The sequence below is a fragment of the Pseudomonas putida genome, assembly GCF_028682175.1.
GTDB classification, from domain to species: domain Bacteria; phylum Pseudomonadota; class Gammaproteobacteria; order Pseudomonadales; family Pseudomonadaceae; genus Aquipseudomonas; species Aquipseudomonas putida_AD.
Window position 1 is genome coordinate 21,247 of record NZ_JANHKS010000030.1, and the last position, 13,898, is coordinate 35,144.

16 protein-coding genes and 1 tRNA gene are annotated in these 13,898 nt (G+C 59.8%); 1 reads left to right on the forward strand and 16 read right to left on the reverse strand.

The genetic code is table 11. From position 1 onward, the window contains the following. Nucleotides 1-153: 153 nt before the first annotated feature. Nucleotides 154-750 (forward strand): chemotaxis protein CheB, encoded by a 597-nt coding sequence (locus NPS29_RS19380; protein ID WP_274134375.1) that lies wholly within the window; start codon nucleotides 154-156, stop codon nucleotides 748-750. A gap of 112 nt (nucleotides 751-862) precedes the next feature. On the opposite strand, the gene NPS29_RS19385 is transcribed toward NPS29_RS19380, so the two are convergent. From NPS29_RS19385 to NPS29_RS19460, 16 genes are all read right to left on the reverse strand, one after another. Further along, nucleotides 863-938, reverse strand: a tRNA-Lys gene (locus NPS29_RS19385). A 63-nt stretch (nucleotides 939-1,001) separates the two neighbouring features. Beyond that, a complete protein-coding gene (queC, locus tag NPS29_RS19390) occupies nucleotides 1,002-1,676 on the reverse strand; it encodes a 7-cyano-7-deazaguanine synthase QueC (RefSeq protein ID WP_274134376.1) in 675 nt (224 codons plus the stop codon). Nucleotides 1,677-1,692: 16 nt separating this feature from the next. Next, complete coding sequence (queE, locus tag NPS29_RS19395) at nucleotides 1,693-2,340, reverse strand: 7-carboxy-7-deazaguanine synthase QueE (RefSeq protein ID WP_274134377.1); 648 nt, start codon at nucleotides 2,338-2,340, stop codon at nucleotides 1,693-1,695. A 179-nt stretch (nucleotides 2,341-2,519) separates the two neighbouring features. Then, complete coding sequence (gene ybgF / locus NPS29_RS19400; protein ID WP_274134378.1) at nucleotides 2,520-3,350, reverse strand: tol-pal system protein YbgF; 831 nt, start codon at nucleotides 3,348-3,350, stop codon at nucleotides 2,520-2,522. Nucleotides 3,351-3,356: 6 nt separating this feature from the next. Further along, nucleotides 3,357-3,857 (reverse strand): peptidoglycan-associated lipoprotein Pal, encoded by a 501-nt coding sequence (gene pal / locus NPS29_RS19405; RefSeq protein WP_074752666.1) that lies wholly within the window; start codon nucleotides 3,855-3,857, stop codon nucleotides 3,357-3,359. 52 nt (nucleotides 3,858-3,909) lie between these two features. Further along, nucleotides 3,910-5,211, reverse strand: coding sequence for a Tol-Pal system beta propeller repeat protein TolB (gene tolB / locus NPS29_RS19410; protein WP_274134382.1), 1,302 nt, complete (start codon nucleotides 5,209-5,211; stop codon nucleotides 3,910-3,912). Further along, the gene (gene tolA, locus NPS29_RS19415; protein ID WP_274134384.1) at nucleotides 5,208-6,278 is read right to left on the reverse strand and encodes a cell envelope integrity protein TolA; all 1,071 of its coding nucleotides are present in this window, start codon (nucleotides 6,276-6,278) and stop codon (nucleotides 5,208-5,210) included. The genes tolB and tolA overlap by 4 nt, the downstream gene beginning before the upstream one ends. Further along, a complete protein-coding gene (gene tolR / locus NPS29_RS19420) occupies nucleotides 6,278-6,733 on the reverse strand; it encodes a protein TolR (protein WP_274134464.1) in 456 nt (151 codons plus the stop codon). The genes tolA and tolR overlap by 1 nt, the downstream gene beginning before the upstream one ends. Before the next feature lie 23 nt (nucleotides 6,734-6,756). Further along, on the reverse strand, nucleotides 6,757-7,452 hold the full coding sequence (gene tolQ / locus NPS29_RS19425; RefSeq protein WP_274134386.1) for a protein TolQ: 696 nt from the start codon (nucleotides 7,450-7,452) through the stop codon (nucleotides 6,757-6,759). Beyond that, the gene (gene ybgC, locus NPS29_RS19430) at nucleotides 7,442-7,912 is read right to left on the reverse strand and encodes a tol-pal system-associated acyl-CoA thioesterase (RefSeq protein WP_274134387.1); all 471 of its coding nucleotides are present in this window, start codon (nucleotides 7,910-7,912) and stop codon (nucleotides 7,442-7,444) included. Before ybgC ends, tolQ begins: the two co-directional genes overlap by 11 nt. Before the next feature lie 139 nt (nucleotides 7,913-8,051). Beyond that, nucleotides 8,052-9,107, reverse strand: coding sequence for a Holliday junction branch migration DNA helicase RuvB (gene ruvB / locus NPS29_RS19435; protein ID WP_274134389.1), 1,056 nt, complete (start codon nucleotides 9,105-9,107; stop codon nucleotides 8,052-8,054). Beyond that, nucleotides 9,108-9,716 (reverse strand): Holliday junction branch migration protein RuvA, encoded by a 609-nt coding sequence (ruvA, locus tag NPS29_RS19440; protein ID WP_274134391.1) that lies wholly within the window; start codon nucleotides 9,714-9,716, stop codon nucleotides 9,108-9,110. Nucleotides 9,717-9,830: 114 nt separating this feature from the next. Further along, nucleotides 9,831-10,355 carry a crossover junction endodeoxyribonuclease RuvC gene (ruvC, locus tag NPS29_RS19445; RefSeq protein WP_110947335.1) on the reverse strand — a complete coding sequence of 175 codons (525 nt, stop codon included), beginning with the start codon at nucleotides 10,353-10,355 and terminating at the stop codon, nucleotides 9,831-9,833. A gap of 126 nt (nucleotides 10,356-10,481) precedes the next feature. Beyond that, a complete protein-coding gene (locus tag NPS29_RS19450) occupies nucleotides 10,482-11,228 on the reverse strand; it encodes a YebC/PmpR family DNA-binding transcriptional regulator (RefSeq protein ID WP_274134395.1) in 747 nt (248 codons plus the stop codon). Nucleotides 11,229-11,363: 135 nt separating this feature from the next. Continuing rightward, entirely contained in the window at nucleotides 11,364-13,139 is a 1,776-nt protein-coding gene (gene aspS, locus NPS29_RS19455) for an aspartate--tRNA ligase (RefSeq protein WP_274134396.1), read from the reverse strand. A gap of 280 nt (nucleotides 13,140-13,419) precedes the next feature. Further along, nucleotides 13,420-13,761, reverse strand: coding sequence for a ribbon-helix-helix domain-containing protein (locus tag NPS29_RS19460; protein ID WP_274134398.1), 342 nt, complete (start codon nucleotides 13,759-13,761; stop codon nucleotides 13,420-13,422). Between the last annotated feature and the right edge of the window lie 137 nt (nucleotides 13,762-13,898).

A 13,898-nucleotide genomic window follows, 5' to 3' on the forward strand; every position in this document is an offset into this window, starting at 1 on the left:
AGCCTCGAAACCTCAAGCTGACGGAATGTTAAGGCCTGCCACAGGCGGCTCCCTTCGCCAAGCATTTCCTGCCGCATTGTTGATAGGCACCACCATAAGACTGAACGACTTCAAGGCCGTCTATGTCCATGATTTAGGTGAAAGGAGACGCCCATGGATATGCAGGTTGAAGCACCAGCAAGAGACATAGTGGTCATCGGCGGATCTCAGGGCGCACTGGAGGTCTTGAGAACCCTACTAGGTGCACTGCCCCGAGATTTCCCCGCGGCGATCATGATCGTTATCCATTCCGGGCCGTCCAGTCCCGGATATTTGGCCGACATCATTGGCCGGTATACGGGGTTGCCAGTTGAGTATGCGAGAGAGGGTGAAATTATCGAGTCGGGCCGGATCTATGTCGCGCCCCCCGACAGGCATTTGGAGATAGTTGATCCCGGCCTGCTACACCTGAGCGACGGGCCAAAGGTTCGATATTCACGGCCAGCAGCCGACCGTTTGTTCATGACGGCAGCAGAGGTATTTGGGCCACGCGTGATTTGCGTTGTTCTTTCAGGTGGAGACTGCGACGGCGTTCAGGGAGCCAATGCTGTGGCAGCAGCTGGTGGTCAGTGCCTGGTTCAGGAACCACAAGATGCGGTCGTAGCCAGCATGCCTATCAGTGTAATTCAGCGAGACCATCCCGACGCCATCGTCAACAAAGACAAGATGGCTGCGGCGCTGGTGAGTGCGGTTATGGGCGTGCTTACGTAGTTAGGCCTTCAGGTCATCAAACGGCTGGCGGCACAAGTGCTCGGCCCACTTTGTTCCAGACGAAAAAAAACCCGAGAATTCACACTTACGTGGACCTCTCGGGTTTTGAAGATGGTGGGTCGTGTAGGATTCGAACCTACGACCAATTGGTTAAAAGCCAACTGCTCTACCAACTGAGCTAACGACCCGCTTCGTGGTGGCGCGTATATTACTGTAATTTCTCAGTAATTCAACACCTTATCGAAAAAAAGTTAAAAATAATTTGTCGGGTCCGGCAAACCGGCTGCGGCGAAGCCTTCGGCGCGTAGGCGGCAGCTGTCGCATTTGCGGCAGGCACGGCCCTGATCGTCGGCCTGGTAGCAGGAAACGGTCAGGCTGTAGTCGACGCCCAGGCGGGTGCCGGCCTTGACGATATCGGCCTTGCTGAGCATTTGCAGCGGCGCCTGGATGGTGAAGCCCTGCCCTTCCACGCCGGCCTTGGTGGCCAGGTTGGCCATGCGCTCGAAGGATTCCACGAACTCCGGGCGGCAGTCCGGGTAGCCGGAGTAATCCACGGCGTTGACGCCGATGAAGATGTCGCGGGCGCCCAGCACTTCTGCCCAGCCCAGTGCCAGGGACAGGAAGACGGTGTTGCGCGCGGGCACGTAGGTGACCGGGATGCCTTCACCCGGGGTTTCCGGCACGGCGATGCTGCTGTCGGTGAGGGCCGAGCCGCCGATGCCGTTCAGGTTCAAGCCGATCACCTTGTGCTCGACCACGCCCAGGTCCTTCGCCACGCGCTCTGCGGCCTGCAGCTCGGCGCGGTGGCGCTGGCCGTAGTCGAAGCTCATGGTGTAGCAGGTGTAGCCGTCGGCTTTGGCCATGGCCACCACGGTGGCCGAATCAAGGCCACCGGACAGCAGGATTACCGCGCGTTTCTCAGTCATCGTGTGTTCACTCATGTCAGCGTCCCGGCTCATCGTCCCAGAGAATCTTGTGCAATTGCAGCTGCATTCGGACCGGCAGGCTATCCGCCACGATCCAGTCCGCCAGGTCCCGCGGGCGCAGGTCATGGGCAACCGGCGAGAACAGCACCTCACCGGCACGACGCTCCAGGCCGTACTGGATCAGCTTGGAAACCGCCCAGTCGTAGTCCTCGCGGGAGCAGATCACGAACTTGACCTGATCGTTGGGTGTCAGCAGCTCGATGTTTTCATAGCGATTGCGCGCCACCTCTTTCGAACCCGGTGTCTTCAGGTCGACGACGCGACTGACACGGGGATCGACTTTGGAGATGTCCAGCGCACCGCTGGTTTCCAGGGACACCTCGTAGCCGGCATCGCACAGTCGCTCGAGCAACGGGATGGCATTGGGCTGGGCCAGGGGCTCACCGCCCGTGACGCAGACATAGCGCGGGCGATAGCTGGCAACCTGCTCCATGAGCGAGTCGAGGGTCTGGATGGTGCCGCCGCTAAAGGCGTATTCGCTGTCGCAGTAGCCGCAGCGCAATGGGCAGCCAGTGAGGCGCACAAAAACGGTAGGCAAGCCTGCCGTGCGCGTTTCACCCTGCAAAGAGTAAAAGACTTCGGTGATGCGTAATGTGTCTTGCATATGGGCCACGGGCGTAACGGCTAAACAGGCCATCCGCCTCCGTCAGGCACTTTTGTACACCCTGCGCTCGCAGAATCTACAAAAGCGTAATCAATACCGGAATTTCGGGTGCGAGATTCTAACGAAAAAAGCCGCGCAACGCGCGGCTTTCTTGAATCAAGGGTCAAGCTGGCTGGCAATCAGAGACGCTGAAGGTCCCGTTGAGCCAGTTGAGCCGCCGAAGTACCGGGGTACTGGGCAACGACTTGTTGCAGAATGCCTTTGACCTTGTCGGTGTGACCCAGGCGACGCTCGACATCTGCCAGCTTGTAGAGCGAGTCAGGCACCTTGGCGTGCTTTGGGTACAACTGGCTCACTTTGGCGAAGGCCTGGCCGGCACCTTGAAGGTCGCCCTTGGCCAGGTTCACCTCACCCAGCCAGTATTGGGCGTTGCCCGCGTACTGGCTGTTGGGGTATTTGCGCAGGAAAGCCGAGAACGCCTGGCTGGCCTTGTCGAAATCCTTGGCCTTGATGAGGTCGAAGGCAGCGTCGTAGTAGAGCTTTTCTTTCGCCGGATCACCAGGCTCGGTGCTGGTTTGCGGTACTTGACCACCAGCGCCTGCGGCAGGTGCTGCGGGTGCTCCGCCGGCATTGACGCCGCCGTCGGATGCAGAATTGTTGGCAGCTGGTGCGGCAGGTGCGCCGCCAGCTCCGATGCGGGAGTCAAGGTCCTTGTAACGATCCAGCGCTTCCTGCTTCATCTGCTGGATATCGTTCTGCTGGACTTCGACGATTCCGCGCAAGCGCGAAATTTCATCCTGCATTTGCTGCAACTGCATGAACAGCTGACCTTGCGCCGAAGGCTGGGCCGTAGCCCCGCCTCCGGCGTAGGCGCCCGCCGTACCATAACCCGATGGCGGATAACTGCTGCCAGCGGAGCCAGAGTTGTCATCGACCACAGGAACCGCACCCATCGCTGCAAGAGGAAGGGTGAGAGCCAAAACGGTTAAAGCACGGCGGCACGTTCGCATGTCAAATTACTTACGCAGTTCGACGCGACGGTTTTGAGCCCAGGATTGCTCGTCGTTGCCGGTAGCAACTGGACGCTCTTCACCGTAGGAAACCAGTTCCAGCTGAGCTGGCGATACGCCTTGCAGAACCAGGTAGCGCTGAACGGCTTTCGCACGACGCTCGCCCAGTGCCAGGTTGTACTCGCGAGTACCGCGTTCGTCGGTGTTGCCTTCCAGAACGACGCGAGCGCCGTTGGCTTTCAGGTCCTTGGCGTGAACGTCCAGAGCGCGCATGGCTTCTGGCTTCAGGTCAGAACTGTCGTATTCGAAGTAGAAAGTGGTGATTGCGCGCAGAGCAGCTTCTTCGCTCAGGGAGCCATCAACGGCACCGGTGTTTGCGCCGTAACCAGCGTTTGGATCTACAGCAGCGCCTTGACCGGCATTGTCGCCGCCTTTGGACGAGCAACCTACAGCTACAGCCATGGCCAGAGCCAGCGCAGCAAATTTACCAAACTTCAGCATTTCCATCGTGAAACTCCTAATGAACCCCAGTGTGTTAAGTAAAACGTAAAGCGCCGCGTCAGTTCAGGTAAGGGGACCAGGAAGGTTCTCTGACTTCGCCTTGAGCGGTAGGAAGCGGGAGCCTTACGCGTCCATTAATGGACACGAGCATCAAGACTCCCCGGCCCTGCTGGCGGGTGGCGTAGATTACCATGGTGCCGTTGGGCGCAACAGTAGGCGACTCATCAAGGTTGCTGTCTGTAAGGATTTTTACGCTACCGCGCTGCAAATCCTGGGCTGCTACCTTGAAGTTTGTGAAGCCATCTTGACGATGGATCATGACCAGCGTCTTTTCATCAGCCGACAACTTAGGGTTGGCATTGTAGTTACCGATGAAAGTGACGCGTTCAGCGCCGCCACCGTTAATGCTCGTTTTATAGATCTGTGGTTTGCCACCACGATCGGATGTGAAGTAGATGGTCGAGCCATCTTTACCGAAGAAAGGTTCGGTATCGATGGACGAATCATTGGTGACTCGCGAAAGCTGACGCGAAGCCAGGTTCATCACATAAATTTCCGGGTTGCCGTCCTTGGACAGAACCATGGCCAGCTTGCTGCCGTCCGGGGACCACGCAGGTGCGCCGTTCAGGCCTTCGAAGTTGGTGATCTGCTCACGACGGCCAGTGTCGATGTGTTGAACGAAGATGCGCGGACGCTTCTGTTCGAACGATACATAGGCAATGCGCTTGCCATCCGGCGCGAAACGCGGCGACAGGATCGGCTCGCGGGACTGCAGCAGGGTCACTGCGCGGGCACCGTCGTAGTCCGAACGCTGCAGGGTGTAGCGCGTGTTGTTACCACCGAAACGTTCGGCGGTGACGTACAGCATGCGCGTGGAGAACGCACCCTTGATACCGGTCAGTTTTTCGAACGACTGGTCGGAGATGTAGTGCGCCATGTCACGCAGTTGGTCGGTGGTACCCGACACATTGCCGGTCAGCACTTGCTGCTCGGTGGCCACGTTGAACAGTGCGTACTGCACCTGCAGGCGACCGCCCGATGGCACGATGCTGCCAACCATCACGTACTGCGCGCCCAGTGCTTTCCAGTCGCGGAAGATGACTTCGCTGGCCTGGCTCGGCTGGCTGATCATGTTTTCCTTTGGAATAGGCGAGTAGTAGCCAGAGTTCAGCAAGTCGTTGCTGATGATCTGGGCCATGTCTTCCGGCAGGACGCTACCGCCCTGCAGGCCGAAAGGCACGACTGCGATAGGCGTGGCACGGTCGCTGCCGCTGGTGACCAGAATGTTCTTTTCGTCGGCAGCGGCGAAACCCGCTGCGCAACACAGAACGACAAGCAATCCTCGAAGAAGGTTAATCACAAGGCTAGATCCTCAGGTGTGAATGTCATCTTGAATGACCGGTAAGGTGCGAAATCCGAAGGTTTCAGCCCCTGCATCTCTGTCAAACGACCAATGTTCTTGACCGCTGCTACCGCCGAACTGTCGAACGGACCATCGCCACTGGATTTGGCCACGCTCACCGAAGTGATCGTGCCGTCCGGCAGCATGGCAATCTGCAACACCACTGTCATGCCCTTGCGCGCTGAAGGGGGACGTGCCCAGCCTTCGGCAGCTCGCGAGCGGATCAGATCGTCGAAGTTACCCGCAACCTCGTCACCACGTTCATCGGCCAGCGCCTGTTGGCGTTCCGGCTTGTCGGAGAGCAGGTCGGCCAGTGCTTGCGCCTTCTTGTCTTCCGCCGATTTACGGGCAGCGTCCTGGGCCTTCTTCTTGGCGTCCTCGGCAGCCTTTTTCTTGGCATCCTCAGCCGCTTTTTTCTTCGCGTCTTCGGCAGCCTTTTTCTTCGCGTCTTCAGCAGCCTGCTTCTTGGCATCCTCGGCAGCCTGTTTCTTGGCTTCCTCGGCAGCCGCGCGCTTGGCGTCTTCCTCGGCTTTCTTCTTCGCGTCGTCTTCAGCTTTCTTCTTGGCTATATCAGCCAATTGTTTCTCTTCGGCGGCTTTCTTGGCGTCGTCGGCTTTTTTGGCTTCGGCTTTCTTGGCGTCATCGGCCTTTTTCGCTTCTTCCGCCTTCTTCGCTTCCTCGGCCTTCTGTTCCTCGGCCTTTTGAGCGGCATCGGCTTTCTTTTGTTCCGCCGCCTTGATTGCCTCTTGCTCGACTTTCTTCTGCTCCATCTGCTCGACTTCGGTCTGTCGTGCAGCGGCTTTCTTAGCCTCGCCAGCTAGCTTCTGGTTGGTCTGGGTGGTCGCCTGGCTCTTGGACTTCAACTGATAGAGCGTTGCCTGGACGATGGGCCTGGCTTCAGGCAGCTCGGGTGTCATGGCAAAGCTTACGAACAACAGACCAAAAATCAGGACGTGCAGGGCCACGGCCCAGACAGACGGCCAGAAGTAGCTTTCCGAGGCTGATGGCTCTCGAATCGGCTGCATCAGGGCGCCTCGGTAATCAGACCAACGTTCCCGACCCCGGCCTTCTGCAACCCGCCCATGGTGCCCATGACGGCACCGTAATCGACGGATTTGTCACCGCGAATGAACACCTGGGTCTGCTTGCCGGCTTCACGGCCGGCAGCGATGATCTTGGTCACGGCGCTGGTCAGCTGCGGCAAGGTCATGGCCTTGTCCATCTGCTTGTCGGTGTCGACTTCGCTGCCAAGGTTCCAGTAATAGGTCTTGTCAGCCTTGATCGAAATGGTCAGGACCTGGTTGTTGTTGTCCTGCGGCAAGGCCTCGCTGGAGACCTTGGGCAGATCGACCTTCACGCCCTGGTTAATCATGGGCGCGGTCACCATGAAGATGACCAGCAGCACCAGCATCACGTCGATGTAAGGCACCACGTTCATTTCGGCGACCGGCTTGCGTTTGCCGCGTCGGCCGCGAGCGATTAAAGCCATTTGGAAATACCTGCTTAGTCTTCGCTGGTGTGCACTTTACGGTGCAGGATCGCCTGGAATTCATCGGCGAATGTGTAGTAACGGCCAATCAGGTTCTCGCCACGGGCGGCAAAACGGTTGTAGGCGATTACTGCAGGAATTGCGGCGAACAGACCGATGGCGGTCGCGATCAGTGCTTCGGCGATACCCGGGGCAACGGTTGCCAGGGTGGCCTGCTGTGCGGTGGCCAGGCCACGGAAGGAGTTCATGATCCCCCACACGGTGCCGAACAGACCCACGTACGGGCTGGTGGAACCGACGGTGGCCAGGAACGGCAGGCTCTGCTCCAGCTTCTCTTCTTCGCGAGAGATGGCTACGCGCATGGCACGCGCCACGCCTTCCATCACCGCGTCAGGGTCAACGCCAGGCTGCTGGCGCAGACGGGAGAATTCCTTGAAGCCTGCACGGAAGATCTGTTCGACGCCCGAATCCGGATCAGGGTTGCTGCCGGCCTGACGGTACAGCTTGGACAGGTCGATACCCGACCAGAAACGCTCCTCGAAGGTGTCCAGCGCACGACGGCCGGCACGCAGCATGGCGCTGCGCTGAAAAATCATGATCCACGAGGTGACCGATGCGGCCACCAGGATCAGCATCACCAACTGAACCACCACGCTGGCATTGCTGACCAAACTCCACATGGAGGTATGGTCGACGACGTTAGCTTCCACGCTGTATCTCCTGCTCTGAATGTGTACCCGCGCCGCCCTGGCCGGCAAAGGCCGCGCGCAGAGTTTCGGGAATGGCCCGGGGTTTGAAACTATCGGCGCGCACACACGCCACCAAAAACTGCCCCTCGCAGAGCAGTACATTATCCGCAGCCCGCCTGACGCTTTGCTGAAAGCGCAGGCTGGCACGGTTCAATTCGATCACTTCGGCGCTGACCAGCAGCTCGTCGTCCAGGCGTGCCGGGCTGTGATACCGCGCCTCACTGGAATGCACGACGAACAACAGGTTCTCGTCGCCGGCCATCGCGGACTGGGCAAAGCCCAATTCCCGCAGACGCTCGGTTCGAGCCCGTTCCATGAATTTCAGGTAATTGACGTAGTAGACGACGCCGCCAGCATCGGTGTCCTCGTAATAAACGCGACAGCGATGTGCGAACGACTGAGCCCCGTTTTGCGCGCGCATACTCTAGTGCTTACTCCTCAGGTTGCCAATCCGGCCAGGCAACTGTTTTTCATCGTTTTTTAACCACAAGACCGGCATCACATTGCCGTGACTGCCCGTCAGACCATCAAACGCCTGAATAAATCGGTCCGAACCGAATTTATTCGTCGGCATCGTCGGCCAGTTCGTCCGGCACCGGGCGCTCGCCCATCCGCGAAGGGATGTTCAGGCCGAAGTGCAGATACGCGTGCCGGGTGACCATACGGCCACGAGGTGTGCGCATCATATAGCCTTGCTGGATCAAATAGGGTTCCAGAACGTCCTCGATGGTGTGTCGCTCTTCACTGATCGCCGCCGCGAGGTTGTCGACACCCACCGGACCGCCATCGAACTTCTCAATCATGGTCAACAGCAAACGCCGGTCCTGATGATCGAAACCGCGTTCATCGACATCCAGCAGGTTCAATGCCTGGTCGGCGATGGCCTTGGTGATCTGGCCTTTTCCACGGACCTCGGCGAAATCGCGCACACGGCGCAACAGGCGGTTGGCGATCCGCGGCGTACCGCGAGCACGACGGGCGATTTCGAACGCCCCCTCGTCCTCGATGGGCAAGCCCAGGATACCCGCGGAACGGGACACGATCGTGGACAGGTCGGCGATGCTGTAGAACTCCAGACGCTGCACGATACCGAAGCGGTCACGCAGCGGGTTGGTCAGCATGCCCGCACGGGTAGTCGCGCCCACCAGGGTGAACGGCGGCAGGTCGAGCTTGATCGAGCGCGCAGCAGGGCCCTCACCGATCATGATGTCCAGCTGGAAGTCCTCCATCGCGGGGTACAAAACCTCCTCGACGATGGGCGACAAGCGGTGGATTTCGTCGATGAACAGCACATCGTGCGGTTCCAGGTTGGTCAGGATCGCGGCCAGGTCACCCGGACGCTCCAGCACAGGGCCCGAGGTGCTCTTGATCGAGACGGACATTTCCTGGGCAATGATGTTGGCCAGGGTGGTCTTGCCAAGGCCGGGCGGGCCGAAGATCAGGGTATGGTCCAGCGCTTCGTTGCGCCCGCGGGCGGCCTGGATGAACAGCTCCATCTGCTCGCGCACGGTGGGCTGGCCGATGTAGTCGGCAAGGCTCAGAGGGCGAATGGCCCGGTCCAGTTGCTCGTCTCGGTCGCGCCCGGTGGCGGCGATCAGGCGGTCGGCTTCGATCACTTACAACATCCCCTTGAGTGCGCGACGAATCAGATCTTCGCTGCTCAGATTCTTGTCCTTGATGGCCGTGATCGCCTTGCTGGCTTCCTGCGGCTTGTAGCCCAGGGACACCAGCGCACTGATCGCATCCGACTCGGCGGTCGCCACCGGCAATGGTGTACCCGGCCCTTCGGAAACCAGCGTGAAAGCGCCTGGCAACGCGTCCCAGGCCTTGAAGCGGTCCTTGAGCTCGACCAGCAGGCGCTCGGCGGTCTTCTTGCCGACACCCGGCACCCGGGTCAGCGCGGAGGTGTCCTGCGCCTGGACGCAACGCACCAGTTCATCGACCTCAAGCGTGGACATCAGCGCCAGCGCAAGCTTGGGGCCCACGCCGTTGAGGCGGATCAGCTCGCGGAACATCTCGCGGTCACGCTTTTCATAGAAGCCGAACAGCAGGTGCGCGTCCTCGCGAACCACCAGGTGGGTGTGCAGGGTCACCGTCTCGCCGACATGGGGCAGACGATAAAGCGTGGTCATGGGCACTTCGACTTCATAACCCACGCCGTTGACATCCAGCACCAGGTGCGGCGGCTGTTTCTCGGCGAGCGTGCCGCGTAAACGTCCAATCACGTATCAGATCCTTTCCAGTAGCCCGTCACTGCAAGAGACAGGGCTGAACCCTGGCCGCCATGTTTGCAGGACTCGTGTGAGCTGCAAGTAAAAATTTATGAGCGAATGATGCTATCAGAGCCGCAAGCGGCCGCCACGGCTGCGTGCGGTGTTCAGGCCATGGGGGATCAGGCTGGAACGGGTATGAGCATGGCACAAGGCAATCGCCAATGCGTCCGAGGCGTCTACCTGAGGCTTCTTGGTCAACTTGAGCAGGTGCATGACCATCATCATCACCTGATCCTTGTTGGCGCCGCCCGTCCCTGCCACCGCCTGCTTGACCTGGGTCGCGGTGTATTCGGCGATCTCCAGGCTTTCCTCGGCGCCCGCCACGATGGCAGCCCCTCGCGCCTGGCCCAGCTTGAGCGCAGAGTCCGGGTTGCGGGCCATGAACACCTTCTCGATGCCCATGGTCACCGGCCCGTAGGTCTGGATCACCTCACGCACGCCGCGATAAACGATCTGCAACCGTTCGTGCAACAAACCACTGCCGGTGCGGATGCAGCCCGAAGCCACGTACTCGCAACCCCGCCCCGTGTCCCGCACCACACCGAAACCGGTGATCCGCGAACCTGGGTCGATACCTAGAATTAAAGTCATAACGCCTGCAGCTTGAAGAGGGACGCGCACAATTGAACGCAGCTTAAAGGCAGAAGCCGGAGACCGATAGCGCTGATCGAATCGACGCTTCGTGCCTCCGGCCTCAAAACCCGAAAAGAGTGACGGTCAGCCCAACTGCTCCATCACCTCATCAGGGATTTCCGCGTTGGAATAGACGTTCTGTACGTCGTCCAGGTCCTCAAGCATGTCGATCAGCTTGAGCACCTTTTCAGCCATTTCCAGATCCAGCACCGCGCTGGTGGTCGGCTGCATCACGATTTCCGCATCCGCCGCCGTGAAGCCCGCCGCCTCCAGCGCGTTGCGCACGGCATAGAAACCGGCGAACGAGGTGAAGACGTCAATGGAACCATCCTCGTGGGTCACGACGTCGTCGGCATCAGCCTCCATGGCCGCTTCCATCAACGCGTCTTCGTCGACGCCGGGCGCGTAGGAAATCTGCCCCTTGCGCTCGAACAGGTACGCAACCGAACCGTCGGTGCCCAGGTTACCGCCGCACTTGCTGAACGCATGGCGCACCGCCGCGGCAGTGCGGTTGCGGTTGTCGGTCATGGTTTCGACCATCACCGCCACACCGCCCGGACCGTAACCTTCGTAACCCAGCTCGACCATGTCGTCGGCATCGGCAGCACCGGCTCCCCGGGCAATGGCGCGATCGATGATGTCACGGCTCATGTTGGCGCCAAGCGCCTTGTCCTGCGCCAGGCGCAGGCGCGGGTTGGACGCCGGATCACCACCACCCTGACGGGCAGCAACCGTCAGTTCACGAATCCACTTGGTGAAGATCTTGCCTTTCTTGGCATCCTGACGCTCTTTGCGGTGCTTGATGTTCGCCCACTTGGAATGACCAGCCATAAAACGCTCCAAACCTTGAAACACGAACGCCCTCGCCGATTGCTCGAACGAGGACGCTTCACTCGAATTCTTGCCCGATACGGGCGCGGCAGGCAGTGCGAAATCCCGGAGAACTCCGCCCTGCCCTGCCTTGCATCACTCGGCCTTTGGCGTCTCGCGCAGGCGGATGTGCAGTTCGCGCAGCGCCTTGGCATCGACGACGCCCGGTGCCTGGGTCATGACGTCGGCAGCGCTCTGGGTTTTCGGGAAGGCAATGACTTCACGAATCGACTGGGCGCCAGTCATCAGCATGACCAGACGGTCCAGACCGAATGCCAGGCCACCGTGCGGCGGTGCACCATACTTCAGGGCGTCGAGCAGGAAGCCGAACTTCTCCTGCTGCTCGTCTTCGGCGATACCCAGCAGACGGAAGACCGCCTGTTGCATTTCCTTGCGGTGGATACGGATCGAACCGCCACCCAGCTCGGTGCCGTTCAGGACCATGTCGTAGGCGCGCGACAGAGCGGTGGCCGGGTTGGCTTCCAGCTCTTCAGGCGAGCACTTCGGCGCAGTGAACGGGTGGTGCAGCGCAGAGAAGCTGCCGTCGTCGTTCTCTTCGAACATCGGGAAGTCGACGACCCACATCGGCGCCCACTCGCAGGTCAGCAGGTCCAGGTCGTGACCCAGCTTGATACGCAGTGCGCCCAGGGCTTCGCTGACGATCTTGAACTTGTCGGCACCGAAGAACACGATGTCGCCGTCGACCGCGCCAACGCGATCCAGGATCACGTTCAGGTTGGCCTCGGGGATGTTCTTGACGATAGGCGACTGCAGGCCTTCGACGCCCTTGGCGCGCTCGTTGACCTTGATGTAAGCCAGGCCACGTGCGCCGTAGATGCCGACGAACTTGGTGTAGTCGTCGATCTTGCTGCGCGGCATGCTCGCGCCGCCTGGAACGCGCAGTGCGGTCACGCGGCATTTCGGGTCGTTGGCAGGGCCGCTGAAGACCTTGAATTCAACTTCCTTGAGCTGGTCGGCGACGTCGACCAGTTCCAGCGGGTTGCGCAAGTCAGGCTTGTCGGAACCGTAGCGGCGCATGGCTTCTTCGAAAGTCATGTGCGGGAAATCACCGAACTCCAGGTCCAGGACTTCCTTGAACAGCTTGCGGATCATGCTCTCGGTCAGACCCATGATGTCTTTTTCGTCGAGGAAGCTGGTCTCGATGTCGATCTGAGTGAACTCAGGCTGACGGTCGGCACGCAGGTCTTCGTCGCGGAAGCATTTGGCGATCTGGTAGTAACGGTCGAAGCCGGCGACCATCAGCAGTTGCTTGAACAGCTGAGGCGATTGCGGCAGCGCGAAGAAACTGCCGGCGTGGGTGCGGCTAGGCACCAGGTAGTCACGCGCACCTTCAGGGGTGGCACGGGTCAGGATGGGCGTTTCGACGTCCAGGAAGCCGTTGCCATCCAGGAAACCGCGGATGCTGGACGTGATGCGCGAACGCAGACGCAGCTTCTCGGCCATTTCCGGGCGACGCAGGTCGATGAAGCGATAGCGCAGGCGAGTCTCTTCGCCGACGTCGGAGTATTCGTTCAGCGGGAACGGCGGGGTTTCCGACTCGTTCAGCACTTCCAGTTCATAGCCCAGCACTTCGATCGCGCCGGAAGCCATGTTCGGGTTGACGGCGCCTGCAGGACGCGCGCGCACCTTGCCGGTGAGCTTGACGACGTACTCACTGCGAACGCGGTCCGCGATGGCGAATGTGTCAGCGCGATCAGGATCGAAAACCACCTGGGCCAGACCTTCACGATCGCGGATATCGAGGAAAATCACCCCTCCGTGGTCGCGACGGCGGTGGACCCATCCGCAAAGGGTAATTTCCTGACCTTCCAGGCTTTCGTTCAGTTGGCCGCAATAATGGCTGCGCATCATGGTCGTCTGTTCACTTCTCGTAATTCGGAATTCGGTGGAGCTCTCGCCCGTCGCCAGTGCGCAATGGTGCAGGAGCCTTGGCATGCAGTTCAACCCGGCGGTCGGTTTCTGCCTGCCATGGTAAGGCGGGGGATTATATAGGGTTAATCAAGGCTGTGCAGCCGCGCTTGCCACCGGAGAATGAAGAAGTCGCCCGCAGCGGGGCCTGCGCTGCCGGGCGACTGTCGTCGGGAGCGGGTCCGCAAGGGGCGGACCCACAGGAATTAGGGCCTTGCCGGGGTCACGCTGGCGACAGTTGCAGGCCCTCGGCCTGCAACAGATGCGTCACACACACCACGCGAATCAAACCACTGAAGTTCTTCACGCCGCCATAACGCAGGTGAACCTCCCGATCGACATAAGACAGAACGGCATTGACCGAGCAACTGTTATAACTTGCGATCTCGGACAGGATATTCCAGTACACCCCCTCAAGGCGAAGGCAGGTTGCCAGGCCATTGAGCCTCACCGAGCGCGACTGAGGCTGCGCCAGGTCCATATTGAAACTTTCGACAAACGGAACATTCTGTACCTTGGGACATCGATGGCCATCCCTGATCTCCCGTATAGCGTCTTGACTCATGAACTTCTCCTCGTTGCCGCAAGAGCACGGCAATCGAAACATTTGAAACCAAATAAACAGCCCGTGTATCAAGCCCGATTAACCGGGGCTTAACCAGCAGAATCAGGGCCCACGGGGCGTAGGAGATGACTTCAATT